This window comes from Salinigranum halophilum (genome assembly GCF_007004735.1).
Taxonomy (GTDB): Archaea; Halobacteriota; Halobacteria; order Halobacteriales; family Haloferacaceae; genus Salinigranum; species Salinigranum halophilum.
Genome location: NZ_SSNL01000003.1, coordinates 216,869 through 239,259 on the forward strand (window position 1 = coordinate 216,869; position 22,391 = coordinate 239,259).

At 67.7% G+C, this 22,391-nt stretch carries 23 protein-coding genes and 1 tRNA gene; 14 read left to right on the top strand and 10 right to left on the bottom strand.

The window, feature by feature from the left end; genetic code table 11:
* Positions 1 to 136 precede the first annotated feature (136 nt).
* Complete coding sequence (locus E6N53_RS05630) at positions 137 to 1,108, bottom strand: ArsR/SmtB family transcription factor (RefSeq protein ID WP_142857590.1); 972 nt, start codon at positions 1,106 to 1,108, stop codon at positions 137 to 139.
* Positions 1,109 to 1,202: 94 nt separating this feature from the next.
* On the opposite strand from E6N53_RS05630, the gene E6N53_RS20965 reads away from it, so the two are divergent.
* Positions 1,203 to 1,373, top strand: coding sequence for a DUF7859 family protein (locus E6N53_RS20965; protein WP_201740143.1), 171 nt, complete (start codon positions 1,203 to 1,205; stop codon positions 1,371 to 1,373).
* Positions 1,374 to 1,378: 5 nt separating this feature from the next.
* The gene (locus E6N53_RS05635) at positions 1,379 to 2,581 is read left to right on the top strand and encodes an inorganic phosphate transporter (protein ID WP_142857592.1); all 1,203 of its coding nucleotides are present in this window, start codon (positions 1,379 to 1,381) and stop codon (positions 2,579 to 2,581) included.
* Here the strand turns inward: E6N53_RS05635 and E6N53_RS05640 are convergent.
* Entirely contained in the window at positions 2,567 to 2,830 is a 264-nt protein-coding gene (locus E6N53_RS05640) for a DUF8066 domain-containing protein (protein WP_201741084.1), read from the bottom strand. The genes E6N53_RS05635 and E6N53_RS05640 overlap by 15 nt on opposite strands.
* Before the next feature lie 54 nt (positions 2,831 to 2,884).
* Positions 2,885 to 4,270, bottom strand: coding sequence for a hemolysin family protein (locus E6N53_RS05645; RefSeq protein ID WP_136600750.1), 1,386 nt, complete (start codon positions 4,268 to 4,270; stop codon positions 2,885 to 2,887).
* A gap of 103 nt (positions 4,271 to 4,373) precedes the next feature.
* Here E6N53_RS05645 and E6N53_RS05650 point away from each other — a divergent pair, with 103 nt between their 5' ends.
* From E6N53_RS05650 to E6N53_RS05665, 4 genes are all read left to right on the top strand, one after another.
* Positions 4,374 to 4,631 carry a glutaredoxin family protein gene (locus tag E6N53_RS05650; RefSeq protein ID WP_136600751.1) on the top strand — a complete coding sequence of 86 codons (258 nt, stop codon included), beginning with the start codon at positions 4,374 to 4,376 and terminating at the stop codon, positions 4,629 to 4,631.
* Positions 4,632 to 5,141, top strand: a complete 510-nt coding sequence (locus E6N53_RS05655) for a redoxin domain-containing protein (protein ID WP_142857594.1) — start codon at positions 4,632 to 4,634, stop codon at positions 5,139 to 5,141.
* Positions 5,142 to 5,153: 12 nt separating this feature from the next.
* On the top strand, positions 5,154 to 5,783 hold the full coding sequence (locus E6N53_RS05660; RefSeq protein WP_142857596.1) for an L-threonylcarbamoyladenylate synthase: 630 nt from the start codon (positions 5,154 to 5,156) through the stop codon (positions 5,781 to 5,783).
* Positions 5,784 to 5,938: 155 nt separating this feature from the next.
* Complete coding sequence (locus E6N53_RS05665) at positions 5,939 to 6,445, top strand: high-potential iron-sulfur protein (protein ID WP_142857599.1); 507 nt, start codon at positions 5,939 to 5,941, stop codon at positions 6,443 to 6,445.
* On the opposite strand, the gene E6N53_RS05670 is transcribed toward E6N53_RS05665, so the two are convergent.
* A complete protein-coding gene (locus E6N53_RS05670; protein WP_142857601.1) occupies positions 6,446 to 7,105 on the bottom strand; it encodes a CRISPR-associated protein Cas4 in 660 nt (219 codons plus the stop codon).
* Positions 7,106 to 7,245: 140 nt separating this feature from the next.
* Between E6N53_RS05670 and E6N53_RS05675 the strand changes: the two genes are divergently transcribed.
* From E6N53_RS05675 to E6N53_RS05695, 4 genes are all read left to right on the top strand, one after another.
* Positions 7,246 to 8,073: a glycosyltransferase family 2 protein gene (locus E6N53_RS05675; protein WP_142857604.1), complete on the top strand. Its 828-nt coding sequence runs from the start codon at positions 7,246 to 7,248 to the stop codon at positions 8,071 to 8,073.
* Between the two features lie 86 nt (positions 8,074 to 8,159).
* Positions 8,160 to 9,320 (top strand): Gfo/Idh/MocA family protein, encoded by a 1,161-nt coding sequence (locus E6N53_RS05680; RefSeq protein WP_136589758.1) that lies wholly within the window; start codon positions 8,160 to 8,162, stop codon positions 9,318 to 9,320.
* A gap of 246 nt (positions 9,321 to 9,566) precedes the next feature.
* A tRNA-Pro gene (locus E6N53_RS05685) sits at positions 9,567 to 9,639 on the top strand.
* Positions 9,640 to 9,920: 281 nt separating this feature from the next.
* Positions 9,921 to 12,323, top strand: coding sequence for a heavy metal translocating P-type ATPase (locus E6N53_RS05695; RefSeq protein ID WP_142857606.1), 2,403 nt, complete (start codon positions 9,921 to 9,923; stop codon positions 12,321 to 12,323).
* A gap of 27 nt (positions 12,324 to 12,350) precedes the next feature.
* Here E6N53_RS05695 and E6N53_RS05700 read toward each other — a convergent pair whose 3' ends face one another.
* The 5 genes from E6N53_RS05700 to E6N53_RS05720 form a co-directional block, all read right to left on the bottom strand.
* Positions 12,351 to 14,195, bottom strand: coding sequence for an SLC13 family permease (locus tag E6N53_RS05700; protein ID WP_142857608.1), 1,845 nt, complete (start codon positions 14,193 to 14,195; stop codon positions 12,351 to 12,353).
* Between the two features lie 97 nt (positions 14,196 to 14,292).
* Positions 14,293 to 14,523, bottom strand: coding sequence for a hypothetical protein (locus E6N53_RS05705; RefSeq protein ID WP_136589745.1), 231 nt, complete (start codon positions 14,521 to 14,523; stop codon positions 14,293 to 14,295).
* 189 nt (positions 14,524 to 14,712) lie between these two features.
* Complete coding sequence (locus E6N53_RS05710) at positions 14,713 to 15,648, bottom strand: HpcH/HpaI aldolase/citrate lyase family protein (RefSeq protein WP_394344743.1); 936 nt, start codon at positions 15,646 to 15,648, stop codon at positions 14,713 to 14,715.
* Positions 15,641 to 16,720, bottom strand: a complete 1,080-nt coding sequence (aceA, locus tag E6N53_RS05715) for an isocitrate lyase (RefSeq protein WP_142857612.1) — start codon at positions 16,718 to 16,720, stop codon at positions 15,641 to 15,643. The genes E6N53_RS05710 and aceA overlap by 8 nt, the downstream gene beginning before the upstream one ends.
* Positions 16,717 to 16,908 carry a hypothetical protein gene (locus tag E6N53_RS05720; RefSeq protein ID WP_136589742.1) on the bottom strand — a complete coding sequence of 64 codons (192 nt, stop codon included), beginning with the start codon at positions 16,906 to 16,908 and terminating at the stop codon, positions 16,717 to 16,719. Before E6N53_RS05720 ends, aceA begins: the two co-directional genes overlap by 4 nt.
* Before the next feature lie 463 nt (positions 16,909 to 17,371).
* Here E6N53_RS05720 and E6N53_RS05725 point away from each other — a divergent pair, with 463 nt between their 5' ends.
* The 4 genes from E6N53_RS05725 to E6N53_RS05740 all read left to right on the top strand — a co-directional run bounded on the left by E6N53_RS05725 (position 17,372) and on the right by E6N53_RS05740 (position 21,799).
* A complete protein-coding gene (locus E6N53_RS05725; RefSeq protein WP_142857614.1) occupies positions 17,372 to 18,322 on the top strand; it encodes an ABC transporter ATP-binding protein in 951 nt (316 codons plus the stop codon).
* On the top strand, positions 18,323 to 19,123 hold the full coding sequence (locus tag E6N53_RS05730) for an ABC transporter permease (RefSeq protein ID WP_136589740.1): 801 nt from the start codon (positions 18,323 to 18,325) through the stop codon (positions 19,121 to 19,123).
* A 98-nt stretch (positions 19,124 to 19,221) separates the two neighbouring features.
* Positions 19,222 to 20,070, top strand: coding sequence for an SDR family NAD(P)-dependent oxidoreductase (locus tag E6N53_RS05735; protein ID WP_142857616.1), 849 nt, complete (start codon positions 19,222 to 19,224; stop codon positions 20,068 to 20,070).
* 112 nt (positions 20,071 to 20,182) lie between these two features.
* Positions 20,183 to 21,799: a gamma-glutamyltransferase family protein gene (locus tag E6N53_RS05740; protein WP_142857618.1), complete on the top strand. Its 1,617-nt coding sequence runs from the start codon at positions 20,183 to 20,185 to the stop codon at positions 21,797 to 21,799.
* A gap of 7 nt (positions 21,800 to 21,806) precedes the next feature.
* Here the strand turns inward: E6N53_RS05740 and E6N53_RS05745 are convergent, their stop codons facing one another.
* Entirely contained in the window at positions 21,807 to 22,382 is a 576-nt protein-coding gene (locus E6N53_RS05745) for a TMF family protein (RefSeq protein ID WP_142857620.1), read from the bottom strand.
* Positions 22,383 to 22,391: the final 9 nt, after the last annotated feature.

The following is a 22,391-nucleotide window of genomic DNA, read 5'->3' on the forward strand; positions in this document are numbered from 1 at the left end:
TGGCATCAGCGGGGACCGAACCGGGCGCACTCTCGTGTAGGACGTTCTGGCTCAAGAGGGCATCTAAGAGTCAAAGACCGGTTTTACCTTTCGGACTGGTAGCACTTCGCACGCCCGTCGGCGTCCCGTGCGACCCTCACCGGCGGACCAGCCAGAACACGAACCCACCGAGCAGGACCGTCGTCCCGCCGAGGAAGAAGAGCAGGCCCGGAGAGGCCGCGGCACCCCCGAGCACGCCCGGTTGCGCCGCCGTGGCGGCAGCGGTCGCCTCGACGGTCGCGTCGGCGACCGGCGTCGGAACCGGTGTCGCGGTTCCCGTCGGCGTCGTCTCCGGCAGCGCCGTCGCGACGGGCGTCGCCGTCTGCGTCGCCGTCGGCGCGGGTGTCGCCGTCATCGCGGCGGTCGTGTCGGCCACCGCCGTGGCCTCTGTCGGGCCCGTCGCGGTCGTCGTCGCCTCGGCGATCTGGAACCCGCCTCCCCCCGTCGTGGTCTCGACTGCCGTTCTCGTCGTGGTTTCGGTCGCGACCTCGGTCGCCGTCTGTTCGGGTGTCGGGGCCGCCGCACCGCCGCCGCTCACACTGCCGTCTCCCGCTCCCGTCGTCGACGGTGCGCCCCCGCCGTCGGCACCTCCACCCTCCGCTCCCCCGGCACTCGTCCCGAAGCCCACAGAGCGCCCCTCCCGCGCGAGTCGGTCGACGACGACGCTGGCGAGGCCGAGGACGCCCACCCCACCCAGGAGGCGCGCGAGGGCGGCCTTCAGCCCCGTCGTCTCCTCCTGTCGGCCGGCGACGACGACGAGCGCGCGGTCGGCGGGGACGTAGACGTTCATCTCTCGACCCTTCTCGGAGTAGACCGTGTCACCCACCTCGACGAGACCGGCGTCCTCGAGTTTCCGGAGGTGGTACTGGACGTTCTGGAGCGAGGTGTCGACCCGGCTGGCTACCTCCGACGCCGACGCGGGTTCCTCGTGGAGGGCAGCGAGGACCGCGCGCGTTGTCGACGACGACAGGGCGTCGATGAGTTCGTCCGCGTCGTCGGAGTCGAGGCCGACGACCCGGGGTTCCTCGTTCGGGTCGATGTCGGGCTTGGAGGGCAGGAGACCGGCCATCGCCGCTCGTGTTCCCGCCCGCGACGTATGAGTGTTCTCACTTCGCCATCGCGACCCCGAAACGGCTTTACCCGCGCCACCGGTACCGCGGTACATGCTCCCTGTCGCACCCGCGACTGGAGTCGTCGACACGCTCACGGGTGACCCCATCCTGCTCGTGCTCGTTGTCGGCCTTCTCCTGATCGTGTTCTTCGCGTATCTCTACGTTCGGCGGACGCTGATGAACCTCCGCGACGGGTACGAAGACGCCTACCGCGGGAAGTAGTCCGGATGGTCACCGCAGCGACCCTCGGGACCTTCGCCGTCGCCGCCCTCGCCTCCCTGTTCATGGCGTGGGCTATCGGCGCGGGGTCGTCGGGGTCGACGCCGTTCGCCGCGGCCGTCGGCGCCAATGCCATCTCCGTGATGCGCGCCGGATTCGTCGTCGGCATGCTCGGCTTCCTCGGTGCGGTCCTCCAGGGCGCGAACGTCACCGAGGCGGTCGGTACCGAACTCGTCGCTGGCGCGACGCTCACCGCCCCAGCCGTCATCGTCGCGCTCCTCGTCGCCGCCACGCTCGTCGCGCTCGGGGTCTTCGCGGGCTACCCCATCGCCACGGCGTTCACGGTCACCGGGGCCGTCGTCGGCGCGGGTCTCGCGCTCGGCGGCGACCCCGCCTGGGGGAAGTACCAGGAGATCGGGGCGCTCTGGGTGCTCACGCCCTTCGTCGGCGGCGGCATCGCTTACTCGACCGCCAGAGCGCTCCGAAACGAACGCATCCCCGAGCGCCTCGCCGTCCCGATCCTCGCGGGGGTGGTCGGTGCCATCGTCACCAACATCGAGTTCGCCGTGCTCCCCGGGCCCGACGGGAGCGGCTCCATCGCCGGCACCCTCGCGGGTGCGGGACTCCTCCCGACAGGGCCGCTCGTCGCCCGACTCGTCTTCACGCTCGTCCTCTCCGTCCTCGTCTCCCTCGCGCTCGCCCGCGAGATGGCCGACGACCAGGCGCGCGGTCAGCAGCGTTTCCTCCTCGTCCTCGGCGCGCTCGTCGCCTTCTCGGCTGGCGGGTCGCAGGTCGGCCTCGCCATCGGGCCGCTCGTTCCCCTGTTGAGCGACTTCTCGGTTCCGCTCCCGGCCGTCCTGGCCGGCGGCGGGCTGGGCCTCCTCGTCGGGTCGTGGACGGGTGCGCCGCGGATGATAAAGGCGCTCGCGCAGGACTACTCCTCGCTGGGCCCGCGGCGCTCCATCGCGGCGATGATTCCCTCGTTCGCCATCGCCCAGACCGCGGTGGCGTTCGGGATTCCGGTCTCGTTCAACGAGATTATCGTCAGCGCCATCATCGGCTCGGGCTACGCCGCCGCGAGCGAGGGTGGCGGCGGCGTCAGCGCCGCGAAGATGGGTTACACCGTCCTCGCGTGGCTCGGGTCGCTCGCGCTCGCGTTCGGTCTCTCGTACGGCGTGTTCACCGCTGTCGACCTCCTACTCCTCGGGTGACTCGAAAGAGTTCTCGGCCGCGGTGGCGTCGCTGGCGAGTCGGTCGGCCGCGTCGGCGAGTCGCTCGTGCGCGCGGACGAACCGCCACGCGAGGTAGACGACGAACCCCCACAGGGAGAGCGCGACGACTGCGAGGAGTTGCTGGACGACGAGGACGCTGTAGAGGAAGACGACGAGGAGCGCCACGGCGGCGACGATCATCAAGAGCGAGTCGCGGTCGACGCCGTCGACGGGAGAGGGCTCGGACATCGGTTCTGTGGCTCTCGACACGCTGGCAAAAGCGTTCGTGTCCGGGCGGTCGCGCTACCCCTCGACTTCCGCCTCTGTCTCGTCGGCGTCCTCGTCGGCCGCTTCGACCGGACGCGTGGAGAGGCGCGCCTTCATGATGCGGGTGTTGTCGACCTGTTCGATGCGGATGAGGACGTTCTCGTAGGCGATCTCTTCTCCCTCCTCGACGAGGCGGCCGGCGCGGTTGAAGATGAAGCCCGCAAGCGTCTCGAACTCCTCGCCCTCGGGTAGTTCGAGGTCGAGCACGTCGTTGACCTCGTCGATGTTCACCTCGCCGCGGACGAGGCAGTCGCCGTCCTCGAGGAACTCGAACGACTCTTCCTCGTCGCTCTCGAGGATGTCGCCGACGATCTCCTCGACCATGTCCTCCATGGTGATGAGCCCCTCCGTCGTCCCGAACTCGTCGATGACGACGACCATCTGCATCCGTTCGTTCTGTATCTCTTGGAGGAGTTCGTCGACGTTCTTCGACTCGGGGACGTGCAGCGTCGGCTGGACGAGGTCGGTGAGGCTCGCCGTCCCCTCGCCGTAGTGTTTCTCGCGGACGAGGTCGCGGATGTTGACGATGCCGATGACGTTGTCGAGGTTGCCGTCGTAGACCGGCACGCGCTCGTGGTCGGACTGGACGCACGTCTCGATGGCCTCGTCGAGCGTCGCGCCCTTCGGGACGGCTGTCATGTCGAGTCGGGGCGTCATCACCTCCTTGGCGATGGTGTTGTTGAAGCGGAAGATGCGGTCGAGCATCTCGCGTTCGTCCTCCTCGATGACGCCCTCGCGCTCGCCGGTCTCGATCATGTTCTGAATCTCGTCGCGGGTGACGTACGTCGTCTCTATCGCGGAGCGCCCCCCCGTCACGCGGTTGATGACCCGCGTGAGATAGTCGAAGACGACGATGAGCGGGAAGAGCACGTACTCCGAGAGCTTCAACGGCCGGGCGATGCGCAGCGCCCACGACTCGGTGTTCTCGACCGCGTACGACTTCGGTGCGGACTCGCCGAAGAGGAGCACCAAGGCGGTGATGCCGAACGTCGAGGCGATGACGGCAAGCCCCTGGTTGTCGAGGAGGACGGCGAGCAGTCCCGTCGCGATGGAGGTCATCGCGATGTTGACCAGGTTGTTGCCGACGAGGATCGTCACGAGCAACCGGTGGGGGTCGTCTTTCAGCTCTTTGACCGTCGCCGCCCCCGGCACGCCCTCCTCGACCATGTTGTCGACCCGGTGTTTCGCGAGCGAGAACATCGCGATCTCCGAGGAGGAGAAGAACGCGGAGAGGCCGATGAGGAAGACGATCGCGATGGCCCCGCCGATGGTCACTGTCGTGTCGGTTATCGGTAACGCCTCGGTGACCTGGCCGGCGGTAGTCTGTGTGACTGTGGCCATCGATTGCAGCGGCAAACCCATATAACACCAGAGATTGTCGGGGCGCGGAATTAAGAGTTGTCCATCCACGACCACGTCGTCACGTTGCGACACGCTTAGGCCGAACACTCCCCAACGGTCACGTATGACCGATTCGGCCATCACGCTGTACCGACTCCAGGCGTGTCCGTACTGTGAGCGCGTCGTCCGGAAACTCGACGAGTACGGCCTCGAGTACACCTCCCGATTCGTCGAGCCGATGCACGGGGACCGCGACGTCGTCAAGCGTGTCTCGGGCAAGCGGACCGTCCCGGCCCTCGTCGACGACACGACGGGCGTGACGATGTCCGAGTCGGCCAACATCGTCGACTACCTCGAGAAGACTTACGGGGAGGGGTCGTAGATGGTCGACTTCGATGTCGTCGAACTCCACGAGGCGGACCACGTCGACGTTGGCGACACCGCCCCCGACTTCACCCGTCCGCTCGTGACCGAGGAGTACTGGGAGGACGTCTCTCTCGCCGACCTCACCGCCGAGGGTCCGGTCTGTCTCGTCTTCTCGACGATGGACGGTGCCTTCCCGGCGACGTACATGTGGAACGAGATTCGCGACCGCCAGTGGGGCGACTCGCTCACCGTCGTCGGCGTCTCCATCTCCACGCCCTACGAGCACAAGACGTTCATCGCCGAGCGGGAGATGGACTACCGCCTCTTCTCGGACCCCGCGAACGGCGTCGCCCGGGAGTACGGCATCCCCAATCCGATGGACGGAATGACCGGCATCGAAGAGCCGCGGCCGGCCGTGTTCCTCATCGACGGCGACCGCACGATACAGTACGCGTGGGTCGCGAGCGAGTGGCCCGACTTCCCCGACTACGACGAGGTCGAAGCGGCCATCGCGGACCTCGCCTGACCACCAGCACACGTGACTACCGACAGCCCCACCCCCACTGCCGACCAGCTCGCGGCCGCAGCCGCAGCCATCGCCGACGACGAACTGGTCGTCTACCCGACGGAGACGGTGTACGGGCTCGGTGCGGACGCGTCTAGCGCGGCGGCGGTCGAACGTGTCTTCGCCTGTAAGGGCCGCAGCCGTGACAAACCGCTCTCGCTCGGCGTCCCCGACGTCGAGACCGCCCGACGGTACACGCGGCTCACTGCGCTCGACGAACGCTTCATCGAGGCGTTCCTTCCCGGTCCCGTGACCGTGGTCGTTGAGGTCGACCCCGCCCTCCCCGACGAACTCACCGCCGGTCGCGACCGCGTCGGCCTCCGCATCCCGGACCACGAGGTCGCGCTCGCGTTCTACCGGGCCGCGAAGCCGCTGCCGGTGACGGCCACGAGCGCCAACGTCTCGGGGAGCGGGAGCGTCCGCCGGGTCGCCGACCTCGCCTCCGACATCCGGGACGCCTGCGCCGTCGTCCTCGACGGGGGAGAGACGCTCGGCTCGGAGAGCACTGTCGTCGACCCCGGTCGTGGCGTCGTCCACCGCCGCGGCGCTCACGCCGACGCCGTGACGGCGTGGCTGGCCGAACACACCGACGCGACGACCTGACGGTGTGCCACTGTGACGGCGTGACCGCCTGATTCAAGCGCGGCGGTGCCGCCGAACGCGCGTCGCGGCTCTCGTCTCCCGACCCCGCCCCTCCGGTTCTCACCTCCCGGCTCCCGTCGAGTTCATTTATATCTCTCGACATGCTAGCTGATAGCATGGGGGGAGTCGACAGGCAGAAACGGCGGTTCGTAACGCTTCTCGGTGCGATCGGTCTCGGTAGCCTCGCTGGTTGTACCGGCGGGACCGGTGGTGAGAGTGAGTCGACGCCGACGCCGACACCGGCCGAGATGGCCGACACCCGAAGCGAAGACGGGACGGGAGGGGAACCCGAAGAGGCACCCCCACCGGGCGTGTCGATGGAGGAGTTCGTCCACGGACCGGTGCCCGAGGTGTACCGAACGGCGCGCTCACAGGCCGGCGAACGACGCGACCCGGAGAACCTGCGGACGAAGGAGGCGGTCCGGTTCGCCGAGGCCGACGAGAGCGAGTACGCGGGGCCCGACCAGAACTGCGGGAACTGCGCGGAGTACATCCCCGACGTGAACGGCGACGGCTTCGGGGCCTGCGCGAAGGTCGAAGGCTACGTCGACCCCGAGGACTGGTGTACGATCTGGGAATCCATCGAGGAACACGAGGCCGAAGCGGGTGAGGGCGGTGAGTAGTCACCGGCCGAGAAGTGACCGCATCGAGCGCGTTCGGACCCCACAGCGGTCCCGGTACGAACAGGCGCGACAGCGAGCGGAATCGCGCAGTCGCGGCGGTGGCCCGTCGAGCGACCGCACCGCACGGAGCGCTCGTCGGTACGCCGCCTTCGCCCGCGTGGTCAGCCTGACGGTTCGGACGACGCCGTGTGTGGGGTACTCGACGAGTGCGTGCGGTGTCGCCGTCTCGCGCTCCCAAGACAGCGCCTTCGCCGCGGCGACCGCCCGCACCTGTTGTGGCTCCCAGACGCCTCGTTCGGGCGGCGTTCCGGGTGAGACGAACGTCGGCACCGTTCCGTCGGCGGTGTCGAGCAGTTTGTGGACGCGGCCGCGACAGTCCTTGCCGGTGAGAAAGACGTCCGTCGCGGTCGGCCGACAGAGCGCCGCCCAGTCGTCACGCTCGGCCAGTCGGTCCAGCGCCGCCCGATACGCGCCCGGCGAGTGGGCGATTGGCAGGTCGCGCAACTGCGCATCACTGGCGTCACGGAGTTCGTCGTACTCGAACGCGAGTCGCTGTCGGCGGCGGTCTTGGGGGTCGGGGCCGTCGTCGCCGTCTCGACGCGCGTAGTACAGTTGCCGGGGACAGTACGCCGCCTGCGACACCTCGGTGAAGGTCGGCATCTACGGACGGGAGGCCGCCCGGTCGTATTTGAACGTTCGGGGCGACCGCCGTCCGCTGTGGGCGCAGCGAGAGACGTTTCATCACGCAGAAAGGTATATCGGGTCGAACAGCGTATCGTGAAGTAACAGGCATCTGTCTCATGGTCGAGCTAAGCATCATCATCCCAACGATCAAACCGGCGTCGGAGATCGACTGCCTCCGCTATCTCGAGACGCAGGACTTCGACGACTACGAGGTCGTGATTCGCTCCGACCCCGGCGCGTCCAAAGCGCGGAACGAGGCCATCAAGCGAGCGAACGCCGAGAAACTCGTGTTCCTCGACGACGACTCGATGCCGCGTCCGGGCTACCTCCAGGCGGTGAGTGATGCGCTCGACGAACACGACGTGGTCGCGGGCCGGGTGTTCCAGCCCGACGACGCCGTCATCACGTACAAACAGTTGCCGTGGTACGACCAGGGTGACGAGGGGAAGCACACCGACCTCATCGTCGGCTGTAACATGGCGATGCGGAAGTCGGTTCTCGACGCCGTCGGCGGGTTCAACGAGACGTTCTTCCACGGGCACGAGGAGACGGAACTCGGCCGTCGAATCAGCGAGCAGTTCGACATCTGGTACGAGCCCAGCATGGTCGTCGAGCACTACTACGCGTTCTCGGTTCGGCAGTACTGGGAGAAGTCGTACCGCCACGGAAAAGCCGACGCCGACTGGTGGGTCGTCGACGACGTTCCCCTCTCCACCCGTCTCCGGAAGTGTCTGCCGACGGACGTGCTCCGCCGCCAACCGATCGAGACGGTCGCGATGCTCGTCCTCACGTTCGGTCGCGTCCGTCGGCTCACCGCCCAGTTGCTCGGACTCGTCGACATCCCCGAGCAGCGACACCCGAGCGACCACTCGACTCCGTCGGCGTCCGCGTCCCTCCGCGACTCGTCCGAGGGTATCTCCCCGCTCTCGTCAGGCCGGGACTAACACCCCGGTAGCGTGCGGGTGCCGGTCCGCACGCCCCCCGTTAGTGACTGCTTGTTTATGTGTCCGTCCGGTGTACTGCGGGTACCATGACCTACACTGTCGCGTTCATCGGCACCGGTCCCGACCCGAAGAACCCGAGTACCGACGGGTTCGCGATGGCGTACCGCCACGCCCCTGGCTACCAGCGCCTCGACGACTGTGAACTCGTCGCCTGTGCGGACATCGTCCGGGAGAACGCCGAGGCGTTCGCCCGAACCCACGACATCCCGCTCGAGCACGTCTACACCGACTACGAGGAGATGCTCTCGGAGACCCGCCCCGACATCGTGAGCATCTGTACTCCCCCGTCCGTCCACGCACCGCTCGTCATCGGCACGGCGAAGAGCGGCGTGGTGACGGCCATCCACTGCGAGAAGCCCATGGCGCTCACCTGGGGTGACGCGCAGGAGATGGCTCGCGTCTGTGACGCCGAGGGCGTCCAGCTGACCATCAACCACCAGAAGCGCTTCGGCAAGCCGGTCCGACAGGCGAAGACGCTCGTCTCCGAGGGTCGCATCGGCGACGTCGAACGGGTGGAGTTCGGTGCGGAGACGCTCTACGACATGGGGACGCACTTCTTCGACATCTGCAACTACCTCAACGACGGGTCGCCCGTCGAGTGGGTCCTCGCCAACATCGACTACACCGAGGAGAACGTCCTCTTCGGGACGCACAACGAGAACCAGGCCATCTCGCAGTGGCGCTACGCCAACGGGGTCGACGGCCTCGCGTCGACGGGCCGTGCCGCCGACTTCGTCGGCTGTCAGCTCCGCGTCGTCGGCTCGAAGGGGGTCATCGAACTCGGCACCGACGAGGCCGAACTCCGGTACCGCGTCGACGGCGCGGACTGGACCGTCGTCGACACCGGGCTCGACACCGTCCACAAGCCCGTTCCCGGCCGGATGCGGTCGGGCCTGACGACCGTGGCGAGTCGGCTCCCTGCGACGCTCTCGTCGAAACTGACCGACCAGCTCTCGACGACGAGCTACGAGGCGCGGGCAATCGAGGAACTCGTCGCGGCCCTTCGCGAGGGCACCGAATCGGAGCTCTCGGCGAGGCACGCGCTCGCGGCCGAGGAGCTCATCTTCGCCAGCTGGGAGTCCGCGCGCCGCCGTGGCCGCGTCGACCTGCCGCTCGACATCGAGGACAACCCGCTCGAATCGATGGTCGAGACGGGCGACCTCGTCCTCACGTCGCCGCCCGCCTGAGCTGTCGGGCGACGCGGTCGCGCTCCGACCTCACACCACTGCCGTCGTCGCCTCCGCTGCCTCGCTGTCGACGCGTTCGTGCGTCGCTACGAGTGTCAGCGTGAGTGTCGGCGTCTGCGTCGGCCGCTTTCTCTCTCTTTATCGGTTCCACGCTTCGCGACGACGGTTCGGGTGGTCCGCCGTGTCGACTCACCGAGCGCCGCGCAACGAAACGTTTTACCGGCCCGCTCGTCCACTATCGAGTACGGGACCGTGGGTTAGCCTGGTATACTTCGGGCCTTGGGTGCCCGTGACCCCGGTTCGAATCCGGGCGGTCCCACTCTACTTTCTGCTCGGTCGCTTCGCTCCCTCGCAAAAACTTGTGGAAAAACCGCAGGAGCGGAGTCGAGCCCTGCAAGACGACCGACACGATTTGGCCCCGGTTCGAATCCGGGTGACCCGAGTGCATGTCTTCGTCGTCGCTTCATCCTGCTCGCCGTGCAATCACGTGTCCGCTCCCGCGAGTTATTAACTGAGTACCGATAACATACTAGAAATTATCGAGCAGGACCGCTTTTGTAGCAGCCAAGTTAATACGACCGCGGACAGTACGATTCACCAATGGAATCGTCCGAGACGCGTCGGCACGAGGACGGGAACCCGTCGTCGGAGACCCCCGACGACGGGAACCACGCCGAGTCCATCGCAGCCGGGCCCGAGGACGCCGAAGTCAGCCTCTCGGTGCCGGGGATGGACTGTGCGTCGTGTGCCGGAAAGGTCGAGAGCAGCCTGCGCCGGGTCGACGGCGTCAGGTCCTACGAGACGCAGCCGACCACCGGTCGCGTCGTGGTGCGGTACGATTCCGCGGCCGCGAGCGATACGGACCTCGTCGGCGCGATCGAGGGTGCGGGGTACGAGGTGACCGAACGCGACGGCGGCACGTCCGACGGCCACGACGCCAGCGACGACGCGAACGAGAGCGCGTGGCGGAGTCGCCGGGCGGTCAAGACGGGTGTCGGCGGCGTCTTCCTCGCCGTCGGCCTGCTCTTGGAGTTCCTGGTGACCGGTGTGAACGCCCCGGTCGCGAGCGTCGTCGGCGAGCCGTTGTTCGTCGCCGACGTCCTCTTTCTCGCCGCCGTCGCGGTCAGCGGGCAGGCTATCGTTCGGAACGGCTACTACTCGGCGCGGAACCTGAACCTCGACATCGACTTCCTGATGTCCGTCGCGATTCTCGGAGCGCTGGCGGCCAGCCTCGCGTTCGGCGAGGCGCTGTACTTCGAGGCCGCGACCCTCGCCGTGCTGTTCAGCGTCGCCGAACTGCTCGAACGCGCGTCGATGGACCGCGCCCGCGACTCCCTGCAGGAACTGATGGACCTCTCGCCCGACGTGGCGACGGTCAGACGAGGCGACCGAGCCGAGACCGTCCCCGTCGAAGACGTCGCCGTCGGCGACGTGGTCGTCGTCAGGCCCGGCGAGAAGGTCCCGATGGACGGCGAGGTCGTCGCCGGCGACAGCGCCGTCAACCAGGCCCCCATCACGGGCGAGAGCGTGCCCGTCGACAAGACGGTCGGCGACGAGGTGTACGCCGGGACGATCAACGAGGAGGGGTACCTCGAGTTCAGCGTCACCTCCGCCGCCGGCGACGACACGCTCTCGCGCATCGTCTCCATGGTCGAGGACGCCCAGTCGAACCGGACCGAACGCGAGCAGTTCGTCGAGCGGTTCGCCGCCTTCTACACACCCGTCGTCGTCGGGTTCGCCGTCCTGGTCACCGTCGGGGGGCCGTTCGTCCTCGGGACGACGTGGCCGCAGGCGGTGGTCAACGGCCTGACGCTCCTCGTGCTCGCCTGTCCGTGTGCCTTCGTCATCTCGACGCCCGTCTCCGTCGTCTCGGGCGTCACGAGCGCCGCGAAGAACGGCGTCCTCATCAAAGGCGGGACGCATCTGGAGGCGATGGGCGCGGTCGAGGCCGTCGCGTTCGACAAGACCGGGACGCTCACCAAGGGAGAACTCACCGTGACGGACGTCGTCCCGCTCAACGGGAACACCGAAGCGGACGTGCTCCGGTGTGCTCGCGGGCTGGAGAAGCGGAGCGAGCACCCCATCGGCACGGCCATCGTGGGGCGGGCCGAAGAGGGCGACGTCGGTGGCCGCGAGGTGACGGCGTTCGAGAGCATCACCGGCAAGGGCGTGCGCGCCACGCTCGACGGCACCCCTCACTACGCTGGCAAGCCCGGGCTGTTCGAGGAACTCGGCTTTGACCTCTCACACGTCCACGCGACGACCGACGGTGGCGTCGTCACACAGACGAGTACGCAGCTCTGTGAGCGCCACGACTGTCTGGACCTCCTCTCCGAGACCGTCCCCGCCCTCCAGTCGGAGGGAAAGACCGTCGTCCTCGTCGGGACCGACGACGAACTCGAGGGCCTCATCGCCGTCGCGGACGAGGTCCGCCCCGAAGCGAGATGGGCCGTCGAACGGCTCCGAGAACTCGGCGTCGAGCGGACGGTCATGCTCACCGGCGACAACGAGCGCACGGCCCGCGCCATCGCCCACCAGGTCGGTGTCGACGACTACCGCGCCGAACTGCTCCCCGACGACAAGGTCGCGGCCGTGGAGGAACTCGTCGCCGAGTACGACGGCGGCGTCGCGATGGTCGGCGACGGCATCAACGACGCGCCGGCGATGGCGACCGCGACGGTCGGCGTGGCGATGGGTGCCGCGGGCACCGACACGGCGCTGGAGACGGCCGACGTGGCCCTGATGGGTGACGACCTCTCGAAGCTGCCGTACCTCTACGACCTCGCGGGCGACGCGAACCGCGTCATCCGACAGAACATCGTGGCCAGCCTCGCCGTCAAGGCCGGTCTCGCCCTCGCCGTGCCGTTCCAGCTCGTCCCGATCTGGCTCGCGGTACTGGCGGGCGACGCGGGTATGACTGTCGGCGTCACGGGCAACGCGATGCGACTCTCGCGGGTGCAAGCCGACGACGGAACGGACGACGCCACTCCCCGGAGCGACTAGCGGCCGCGGTGGCGCGGCACGGGTCGCTCACAGGCCGAAGAAGAACACGATACCGAGGGTCGTCGTCGCGGCGAACAGCAGTTGCATCGGGCCGCCGACACGGATGTAGTCGGTGAACCGGTAGCCGCCGGGCCCGTAGACGAACAGGTTCGTCTGATACCCCACCGGGGTCATGAACGCGGTGGACGCCGCGAAGGTGACGGCGAGCACGAACGAGAACGCGTTCGCGCCGAGCGCCGTCGCGGCCTCGACGGCGACGGGGATCATCAGGACGACGCTCGCGTTGTTCGAGATGACGTTCGTCAGAAGCGCCGTCACGACGTAAAAGAGCGCGAGCACGCCGACCAGCGGCAGGAGGGTCGCACTCGTGACGACGAAGTCGGCGAGGAGGCCCGCAGCCCCCGTCCGCTCCATGGCGATGCCCAGCGGGATGACACCCGCGAGGAGGAAGATGACGTCCCACTGGACGGCGTCGTATATCTCGGTGGGGCGCAGACAGCGGGTCGCAACCATCGCCACCGCGCCGGCGAGCGCGCTCACGACGATAGGGACGAAATCTATCGCCGCGAGCGCGACGACGACGGCGACGATTCCGACGGCGACGGGAATCTTCGACGCGCGGAAGTCGTGACGTTCGACCTCCTGGGCGACGATGAAGTCGCGGTTCTGGTCCATCCGCTCGATACTCTCGGTCGCGGCCTGCACCAGCAGGGTGTCCCCGACGCGGAACTGGACGCTGTCGAGGCGCTTGCGGACGAGTTCGCCACCGCGGCGGAGCGCGAGGACCGTCGCGTCGTAGCGCTGACGGAACCGCGAACTCGAGAGCGACTCGCCGACGAGCGACGACCCGGGCGCGATGACCACCTCGACGAGGTTCTGCCCCTCGCCGGCGGCTTCGAGTTCGGCTTCGTCCACGGTGACCGGCACGACGTCGAGCCCTTCCGCGTCGAGGAAGCCGACGAGGGTGTCGCGGTCGGTCCGCAGGGCGAACACGTCGCCGACCTGTATCTCCTTCGGACCGAGCGGTTCGAGGAACACCTGGTTGTGGCGAATCAACTGCAAGAGGTCGACGTCGAAGTCCGTCTCCACGAGCGCCTCCGACACCCGCATGCCCACGAGCGGTGAGTCCTCACGCACCCGCACCTCGGTCAGGTAGTCGGCCATCTCGAACTCCTCGGTGAGGTCGACACGTGGTTTGATGCGCTCGGGGGTCAGGACGCGACCGACCGTGAGGAGGTAGACCGTGCCGACGAGGCTCACGACGATTCCCAGCTGGGTGAACTCGAACATCCCGAACGGGTGTCCGAGCAGCCTGTCGGACAGTTCCGAGGCGAGGATGTTCGTCGAGGTGCCGATGAGGGTGAGCATCCCGCCGAACATCGACGCGTACGAGAGCGGCAAGAGGAGCTTCGAAGGGGAGGTCCCCCCGCGCTCGGCCAGGTCGGTCACCATGGGGAGGAGGATGGCGACGGCGGCGGTGTTGTTGATGAATCCCGAGATGGGACCGACGACGCCGATGGTCGCCCCGAGTTGGCGACTCTCGCTGTCGGCGGTGTACCGCGAGATGAACGCGCCCAGCTTCTGGACGATTCCCGTCCGCTGGACGCCTTCGCTCAGGATGAACATCGCCAGCACCGTGAGCGTCGCGGCGTTGGCGAACCCCGACAGCCCCTCCTCGGGAGAGACCATCGGAACGGGGGCGTCGAGGACACCGATGCCGACGAAGAACCCCGAGACCGGTTCGACGAGCATCAGCGTGACCATCACCCCGATGGCTGTCACGTCCACCGGCACCGGTTCGGTCGCGAACAGCACCAGGGCCGCGAGGACGAGCGCGAAGACGATGACGATGCCCGGGCTGAGAGCGACCACGACCCGACGTTGCCACCGGCGGGCAAAAGTATGCTGGATGAGGGTACCGCAGTGCGCGTGTTTCGCGACGCTCCGAACCTCCGGCTATCCGGGCCGCTTACGGATCGACTCGTGGATGGGCCTCGGCGCCGGGGTCCTCGCCGTATCCGCCGACGCCGAAGTCCTGGTACCCGTAGCCGTAGGGGAACCGGAGCGACGACCCCGCGAACGCGGTCATGACGATGACGAGGAGGTGTCGACGCTGGAGCGACGCGGCTCTCAGTTCGGTAGACAGCCGACACGACGAACACGGCTCGTCCGGAGCGTCGTCCGGGGAGTCGCCGCTCATGTTTCTCCGTAGCAGAATACAGTGGCTCTGATTGATGAATCTGTTGTCACGAGCAGGCCCTGTCGCACAGCTGTGCGCCGCCGGGTAACACGCCGTCTTCCGGAGCACTGGAGAAACAGACCGCACTGCGTGGGGTGTGACCAAGCCGAGCGTCGGGTGTGTGGGTCGGTCCCCGGCCGACCGGCGCGTTCAGTCCGCGCTCGCCCCTCCCGACAGGACACCCGCTCGTCGCGCGCGGGCGACGATGCGCTGTGCCATCTTGTTCGTCGCCTCGTCGACCATCTCGCCGTCGACGCTCACTGCACCCTTCCCCGCGTCCATCGCCCGCTCGTACTCGGTGACGATGCGCTCGGCGCGCTCGGCTTCTTCCTGAGACGGGGCGAACACCTCGTTCGCGGGTTCGATCTGTGAGGGGTGGATGGCCCACTTGCCGTCGCAGCCCAGAAGCGAGGCGTGTCGACAGGAGTCGCGGAATCCCTCGGCGTCGTCGATATCCGCGTAGGGGCCGTCGACGACCTGCAGACCCTCGGCCTTCGCGGCGTGGGCGATGCGGGCGAGCTGGTAGTGCCAGTAGTGGCCCGGGTAGCCCTCGCCCGAGCCGATGGTGAGCCCCGCGGCACCGACGCTCGCGGTGTAGTCACCGGGACCGAACACCAGCGACTCGATGCGGTCGGAGGCGCGAGCGACCTCGGCGACGTTGGTCATCCCTGCCGCGGACTCGATCTGACACTGGAGGCCGATTCGTCCCACTTCGAGACCGGCGTTGTGTTCGACCTGCGTGAGGAGGTCGTCGACGGTCTGAACGTAGGAGGCGTCGTGACACATCGGCACCATGATGGTGTCGAGATACTCGCCCGCCTCCCGCACCACCTCGATGACGTCGTCGTACCACCACTCGGTCTCGACGCCGTTCATGCGGAAGCAGGGTTTCGTCTCCGACCAGTCGTACTCGCGGAGCCCCTGGATGACGTTGTCTCTCGCGGCCACCTTCTCCGAGGGTGCGACGCTGTCTTCGAGGTCGAGGAAGGCCTCGTCGGCACCCGAATCCGGTGCCCGTGCGATCATCTTCGGGTCGCTGCCGGGCGTGGCGAGCTGTGACCGGCGGAGCGTGACCTCTTCAGTCATCGTCACTCTCGGCGCCGGGTGCGGTCTCGCCCTCGCTGGTCAGGGGTTCGCTCTGCTCTTCGGAGAAGCCTGCCGAGCCTTCGATGCGCTCGCGCGCCGCGGCGTCGAACTCCATCTCGATGTCCTGGTACCGCGAGACGAACGAGAGTTCGTGGTGGGACTCCGTCGGGTGGTCGAGGTAGCGCCCTTCGAGGTCGAACTGCGCCTCCTCGGCGTCGGTCGCGAGCCTGCGGAAGTCCTCGTAGGCGGCGTGGGCACCCGAGTGGAGTCCGAAGAGCGTGATGAAGATGTACTTGTAGCCCATCTCACCGAGTTCCTGGAACGTGAGCGGGTCCTCCTCTTGGGACCACGCGAACGACGACGAGTAGTTGAACGCGAGGTCGAGGTCGGGATGCGTCTCGTGGATGGTCTCGGCGTAGTCGATGGCGTCCTCCCGGCTGGGGTCGGGCATCTCCGGCCAGACCAGGTCGACCCCGGCGTCGGCGTAGATACGCCCGCGTTCGAGGTGCTCCTCCCAGTCGCCGTTCGCCGAGCCGTAGGCGTCGGTTCGCGCGATGACGACCGTGTCCTCGGACTGCTTCGCGTCGACGGCGGCCTCGAAGCGCGAGCGGGCCTCCTCGCGGGAGACGATCTGCTTGCCCGCGATGTGGCCGCAGCGCTTCGGCGACGTCTGGTCCTCGATGTGAACCGCGGCGACGCCGGCCTTCTCGTACTCGCGCACGGCCCGGCGGACGTTGTGGACGCCACCGTAGCCCGTGTCGCAGTCCGCGATCACGGGGATGTTACACGCCTCGACGATGCGCTTTGCGTTCTCGACCATCTCGGTCATCGTCACCATCTCCAGGTCGGGGAAGCCGAACTGGCCCAGCACGGTCGAGTACCCCGACATGTACGCGGCGTCGTGGCCCGTCATCTCGGCGAGTCGGGCGTCGAGCGCGTGGTAGAGCCCGGGGGCGAACACGTACGTCTGCTCGTCGAACTTCCGGCGGAGTTCGCGCGCCATCGGGTTGTCGACGTCGCGGGTGAACGTGTCCGAGTCCATCTCGGTCGGCTCGAGGGGCGCGTCGCTCATCGGTCGGCCTCCAGGCGACGCTCGATGCGGTCGAGTTGCTCGCGCATCGCGTGGAGTTCACGGCGGAGTCTGGCGGTAGAATCGGTCCCGTTCCGTCCCAGGTCGGGACAGAGCGGCGCTTCGGTCTCGAGTTCTTCGCGGTTGGTTCGCGCGTCGGTGCGTCGGGTCGTGTCCGGGTTCGTGCTCATGTTAGGGTCGTGTGGGTGGCGTCGGTGGGTCGGGCGATTCGGTCGTGGGGCGGTCCGGTGCTTTGGATACGTGTACGGTCGACATCGGCAGTTCGGGACACTCGACACCACCGAATAAAGTTTATGATTTATAATGATAATATTCTATAATGCTATTTTACTATTCAGAACGATTTTAGGTGTATAAATGTTTGTCATTGTCTATCACGCTCCCGACGAAAGTCGAGTCTCACCGGTCTGACCCGCATCAGAGCGTTTGCTCTGTTCGAAACAGCCTCTCGTTCGTGTCGTTCGTATCGTTCTCCGAGGAGCCACGCCTCCGGCGGTCAGTCGCCCGACACGCCGACGGCTCGCTGTCCGGCGCGTTCGGCTCCCTCACAACCGTACGTCACACGCTTGCACCGCTCATCCGTCGAATCATGTCGTCGGCCTTAATCGGCTTCGCCCCCGGTGTTCGAACATAGTGACATCTGCCATCGAGGTCGAGAACCTTCAGAAGCAGTACGGCGACGTGAAGGCGCTGAGAGGCGTCGACCTGACCGTTCCCGAGGGTTCCTTCTTCGGTCTCCTGGGGCCGAACGGCGCGGGCAAGACGACGTTCATCAACATCCTCGTGGGCCTCGTCCGCAAGACCGGCGGCCGCGCGGCGGTGTTCGGCCACGACGTCGAGACTGACTACCAAGCCGCACGCGACTGCATCGGACTCGCCCCCCAGGAGTTCAACGTCGACCAGTTCTTCCCCATCCGCGACATCCTCGTGCACAAGGCGGGCTACCACGGCATTCCCCGCGCCGAGGCCCGAGAGCGCGCCGAGGACGCACTGAAGCAGGTCGGTATCTGGGAGAAGCGCGACACGCGCTTCAACTGGCTCTCCGGCGGCATGAAGCGACGCTTCGTCCTCGCACGCGCCCTAGTGACGGAGCCGGACCTGCTCATCCTCGACGAGCCGACCGCGGGCGTCGACGTCCAGCTCCGACGCGACCTCTGGGAGCTCATCACCGAACTCAACGACCGCGGTACCACCATCCTCCTCACCACACACTACATCGAGGAGGCCGAACGGCTCTGTGACGAGGTGGCCATCCTCGACGAGGGCCGAGTGGTCGAGGTGGCGAGCCCCGACGAACTGATGAACCGCGGCACCGACCGCGTCCGCGTCACCCTGCGGAACCCGCCGACCGAGGTACCCGACATCGTCGCCGGCAACGGCCAGGTCGAGGCCGTCGAACTCGTCGACTCGGATATCGTCGTCACCACCCGTGAGGGCGGCCTGCTCGCGCCCGACCTCCTCCGTGAACTCGACCGCAAGGGCTTCGAGATCGTCGACCTCGACATCTCGCGGACCTCTCTCGAAGAGGTGTTCGTCGAGATGACCCACTCACAGGAGACGATTCCCGCGGGAGGGGTCGAGTAGATGTCGCTCCTCTCTGTCGTCCTCGCGCTCGTCTCGCAGGTCTCGACCGTCGGCTTCCGGACGGTCGCTCGTCGTGAGGTCGAGCGCTTCCTCCGCCGGCCGAAGAACACCTTCGCTCCTCCCCTGATTACGAACGTCCTCTACTTCTCGGTGTTCGGGGTCATCCTCGGCCAGCGGATCAACAGTATCAACGACGTGCCGTACATCCTCTTCATCCTCCCGGGGCTCGTGGTGCTCGGGGCCATCTCGAACGCGTTCGAGAACGCCTCCTTCTCTATCTTCCACGGCCGGTGGAACCGCTACATCGAGGAGGCGTTGACCTCGCCGCTCTCGTACTCGACGATGGTGGCCGGCTACACCGTCGCCGGAGTCGTTCGGGGACTGCTCGTCGGGTTCCTCATCGCCGTCGTCGGCGCGGTGTTCACGAGCGTCGGCGTCGCCAGACCGTTCTACCTGGTCGCCTTCGGCCTCGTCATCACCTTCCTGTTCGCCTCTATCGGCATCGTCGGCGGCCTCTGGGCCGACGACTGGGACGACCTGACGATGATGAACCAGTTCATCGTCCGCCCGCTGGTGTTCTTCGGCGGCGTCTTCTACTCGATTGCCGAACTCCCGCCGCTTCTCCGCGACATCTCGCTCCTCAACCCGATGGTGTACATGGTGAACGGGGTTCGGTTCGGCTTCCTCGGCCAGAGCGAGGTCGACCCGAACGTCTCGCTCGTCGTCCTCACGGGGCTCACCGTGGCCCTCGTCGGGCTGAACATCACGCTGTTCAAGCGCGGCTACGGCCTCACCGAGTAGACTCGACTCGATTCGATTCGACTTGATTCGGACCACCGGGCTGCTCGACGGGCTCGACAGCCGATACGTCTTTGTCCCGCCCCGTTTTCGGAGGCGACATGCCGACCGTGTTCGTGACCGGTGCCGCCTCCGGAATCGGCCGTGCCACCGTGCTCCGCCTCGCCGGACGCGGCCACCGCATCCACGCGTTCGACGTCGACGCCGACGGCCTCTCGTCGCTCCCCGCTACGGTAGAGACCCACGTCGGCGACGTCACCGACGAGGAACGCGTCCGTGCGGTCCTCCCGACGGACCTCGACGCCCTCGTCAACTGCGCCGCGACGTACGAACTCGGCGCGGTGGAGGACGCCGACTGGGACGACGTTGAGGACCAGTTCCGCGTCAACGTGTTCGGGACGCTCGCGGTCACCCGGACGGCGCTCCCCGTCCTCCGAGCGAACGACGGCCGCGTCGTCACGCTCTCCTCGGTGCTGGGTCGCGCCTCGCTCCCACTGCACGGCGTCTACGCCGGGACGAAACACGCCCTCGAAGGCGTCTTCGACGCGCTCCGCGCGGAGCAGGACGACGTCGACGTCGTGCTCGTCGAACCCGGGGCGGTGAAGACGGGATTCAACGAGCGAGCGAAGGCCGGACTGGACGACGAGCAGTCGCCACACCGCGACCTGTACGACCGCGTGTCCGACCACTACGACCCCGGTGGCGTCCCGCCAGAACGGGTCGCCCGCGTCGTCGTCGAGGCGGTCGAATCCCCGACGCCGAAGGCACGATACCCCGTCACCGGGCAGGCGTGGCTCCTGCTCGCCTGTCGCACACTCTTGCCCGAACGCCTCTACGACCGGGTCGTGCTCGCGCGGGTTCGCAACCGGAGCGTCTTCCGGGCCTCGCTGGAACTGGTCACGAGCGCCGTCTCTCAGCGGTTCGTGCGCGCGCTCGGCCGCCGGAGGTAGTCGTCGCCGCGGTGCTGGGTCGATGTCACGGTCGTACTTCGTCTCCAACGCTCACAGGTCGCCCCTCGACGAAGCGTCCGGTCTTTTTGACCCCTACCCGTGAAGGACCCGTATGCCAGCACCCGACCTCGACCGCTTCACCTCCCGACGGTCGACCGTCTACGGCTCCCGAGGGGTGGTCGCGACCAGCCAACCGCTCGCCGCCGAAGCCGGCGTCGAACTCCTCCGAGAGGGTGGCAACGCCTTCGACGCGGCCGTCGCGGCCGCCGCGGCCCTGAACGTCGTCGAGCCGACGAGCACTGGCCTGGGCGGAGACGTCTTCGCGCTGTACCGGACCGCCGACGGCGACGTCGGCGCGCTCCGCTCGTGCGGCGGTGCGCCCGCGTCGGCGACGCTCGACGCGGTTCGAGCGGCGGTCGGTGACGACGGCACACGAGACGACGAGGTCGAGATGCCGTTCCGCGGCCCCCACACCGTCACCGTCCCCGGTACGGCCCGGGGCTGGGAGACGACCGTCGAGGCGCTCGGGCGACTGACGCTGGCCGACTGTCTCGCCCCGAGTGTCAGATACGCCACCGAGGGGTACCCGGTGAGTGAGGTCGTCGCCGCCCAGTGGGAACACGGCGAGGAGGTGTTCGAGGCGGTGAACGCCCGCGAGACGTACCTCTTCGACGGCCGCGCACCCGACGTGGGGCAGTGGGTCACCCTCCCACGCCTCGGTCGCACGCTCGAACGTCTCGGCGAGCAGGGAGCCGACCTCGTGTACGAGGGCGACGTCGGCGAGGCCATCGTCGAGACGGTCCGGTCGGCGGGGGGCTTCCTCTCGATGGACGACCTCTCGTCGTTCACCCCCGAGTTCGTCGACCCCGTCTCCACCCGATACGGTGGGTGTGAGGTGTACGAACTCCCGCCGAACAACCAGGGGCTCATCGCGCTGGAGGCGCTGAACGTCGCGAGCGAGGCGGGCGCGCGGGACGCGTCGGGAGTCGAACGGCTCCACCTGCTCGCCGAGGCCACCAAACGCGCGTTCCACGACGGCCACCGGTATATCACCGACGACGAGTTCGCGGAGATTCCTCCGCTGAACTCCCGCGAGTGGGCGCGGCGACGCGCGGCAGAGATCGGGCCCGACGCGTCCGACGACGTCTCCTTTCGGCCCGACACCAACGCCGAGGACGCCGACACCGTCCTCGTCTGTGTCGCCGACCGGGAGGGGAACGTCGTCTCGTACATCAACTCCCGCTTTGCGGGCTTCGGCTCGGGGCTCGTCGCGGGCGAGACGGGCATCGCCCTGCAGAACCGCGGTGCGTCGTTCTCGCTCGACCCGACCCACCCCAACCGGCTCGAACCGACGAAGAAGCCGTTTCACACCCTCATCCCAGGACTGTTAGATTTCGCGCCCGACGAGACGAGAGACGACTGGGCCGCCTTCGGTGTCATGGGCGGGTTCATGCAGCCGCAGGGACACGTACAGGTGGTCTCGAACCTCGTCGACCGCGACCTCCCGATTCAGCGCGCCCTCGACGAACCGCGGTGGCGCTACCGCGAGGACGGCACGCTGGCCGTCGAGGAACGACTCGAGTCTCAGACGGCACTCGCCCGCCGCGGACACGACGTCCGCGTACTCCCGGCGTCACTGTTCGGCGGGGCCCAACTCGTCCGGCGCTCGGGGACGGTCCTCTCGGGGGCGACCGAACCCCGAAAGGACGGTACCGTCGCCGCGTACTGAGCGAGCGCTATCGGACGCGGAAGCCAACGGCGTCCGCCGTCGTCTCCAGTCCGGTCACGCGGTCGGTGACGTGAGCCGTCGCGGCGTACCGTCCCGGACTGAGCCCCGGTTCGCCGAACCGGACGGGGAGTTCGGCGAGGGTCGCGTCGGGGTCGAGGAACAGTCGGACGGTGCGGTCGTTCCGGGCCACCCGCTCGCCGTCGGCGTCGGTCAGTTCGACCCCGAGCGAGACGTCTACCCGCCCGGTCGAGGTACCCCGAATCGGATACGTGAAGCTCACCGCGACGGTCAGCGGGTCGCCCGCCGTGACGTCGTCGACGCTTCGGACGACCACGTCGCCGGCGCGCTCCCACCCGTCCACCAGCGAGACCGCGTTGATTCGTGGCCCTTCGAGCCGTCTTCGGAGCGTCTCGACCTCCCGTTCGAGTTCGGCGATACGCGCCTCGCGTGCGTCGACGGTCGCCTCCAGTTCGGCGAGGCGGACCCGTCGCTCGGAGACGGTCTCGCGCTCGACGAGGTCGTATCCGAGACAGCCGCTGACGCCGGCGAGCCCACAGAGCGCGAGCAGTTCCCGTCTGTGCATGGTCGACCC

What these genes read in the sequence shown, in the direction of transcription:
- E6N53_RS05720 (WP_136589742.1), bottom strand. Translation starts at nt 16,908, where the DNA reads ATGAGCACGAACCCGGACACGACCCGACGCACCGACGCGCGAACCAAC.
- E6N53_RS05630 (WP_142857590.1), bottom strand. Translation starts at nt 1,108, where the DNA reads ATGGCCGGTCTCCTGCCCTCCAAGCCCGACATCGACCCGAACGAGGAA.
- E6N53_RS05705 (WP_136589745.1), bottom strand. Translation starts at nt 14,523, where the DNA reads ATGAGCGGCGACTCCCCGGACGACGCTCCGGACGAGCCGTGTTCGTCG.
- E6N53_RS05680 (WP_136589758.1), top strand. Translation starts at nt 8,160, where the DNA reads ATGACCTACACTGTCGCGTTCATCGGCACCGGTCCCGACCCGAAGAAC.
- E6N53_RS05670 (WP_142857601.1), bottom strand. Translation starts at nt 7,105, where the DNA reads ATGCCGACCTTCACCGAGGTGTCGCAGGCGGCGTACTGTCCCCGGCAA.
- E6N53_RS05645 (WP_136600750.1), bottom strand. Translation starts at nt 4,270, where the DNA reads ATGGGTTTGCCGCTGCAATCGATGGCCACAGTCACACAGACTACCGCC.
- E6N53_RS05735 (WP_142857616.1), top strand. Translation starts at nt 19,222, where the DNA reads ATGCCGACCGTGTTCGTGACCGGTGCCGCCTCCGGAATCGGCCGTGCC.
- E6N53_RS05730 (WP_136589740.1), top strand. Translation starts at nt 18,323, where the DNA reads ATGTCGCTCCTCTCTGTCGTCCTCGCGCTCGTCTCGCAGGTCTCGACC.
- E6N53_RS05640 (WP_201741084.1), bottom strand. Translation starts at nt 2,830, where the DNA reads ATGTCCGAGCCCTCTCCCGTCGACGGCGTCGACCGCGACTCGCTCTTG.
- E6N53_RS20965 (WP_201740143.1), top strand. Translation starts at nt 1,203, where the DNA reads ATGCTCCCTGTCGCACCCGCGACTGGAGTCGTCGACACGCTCACGGGT.
- E6N53_RS05665 (WP_142857599.1), top strand. Translation starts at nt 5,939, where the DNA reads ATGGGGGGAGTCGACAGGCAGAAACGGCGGTTCGTAACGCTTCTCGGT.
- E6N53_RS05650 (WP_136600751.1), top strand. Translation starts at nt 4,374, where the DNA reads ATGACCGATTCGGCCATCACGCTGTACCGACTCCAGGCGTGTCCGTAC.
- E6N53_RS05745 (WP_142857620.1), bottom strand. Translation starts at nt 22,382, where the DNA reads ATGCACAGACGGGAACTGCTCGCGCTCTGTGGGCTCGCCGGCGTCAGC.
- E6N53_RS05675 (WP_142857604.1), top strand. Translation starts at nt 7,246, where the DNA reads ATGGTCGAGCTAAGCATCATCATCCCAACGATCAAACCGGCGTCGGAG.
- E6N53_RS05655 (WP_142857594.1), top strand. Translation starts at nt 4,632, where the DNA reads ATGGTCGACTTCGATGTCGTCGAACTCCACGAGGCGGACCACGTCGAC.
- aceA (WP_142857612.1), bottom strand. Translation starts at nt 16,720, where the DNA reads ATGAGCGACGCGCCCCTCGAGCCGACCGAGATGGACTCGGACACGTTC.
- E6N53_RS05635 (WP_142857592.1), top strand. Translation starts at nt 1,379, where the DNA reads ATGGTCACCGCAGCGACCCTCGGGACCTTCGCCGTCGCCGCCCTCGCC.
- E6N53_RS05740 (WP_142857618.1), top strand. Translation starts at nt 20,183, where the DNA reads ATGCCAGCACCCGACCTCGACCGCTTCACCTCCCGACGGTCGACCGTC.
- E6N53_RS05710 (WP_394344743.1), bottom strand. Translation starts at nt 15,648, where the DNA reads ATGACTGAAGAGGTCACGCTCCGCCGGTCACAGCTCGCCACGCCCGGC.
- E6N53_RS05695 (WP_142857606.1), top strand. Translation starts at nt 9,921, where the DNA reads ATGGAATCGTCCGAGACGCGTCGGCACGAGGACGGGAACCCGTCGTCG.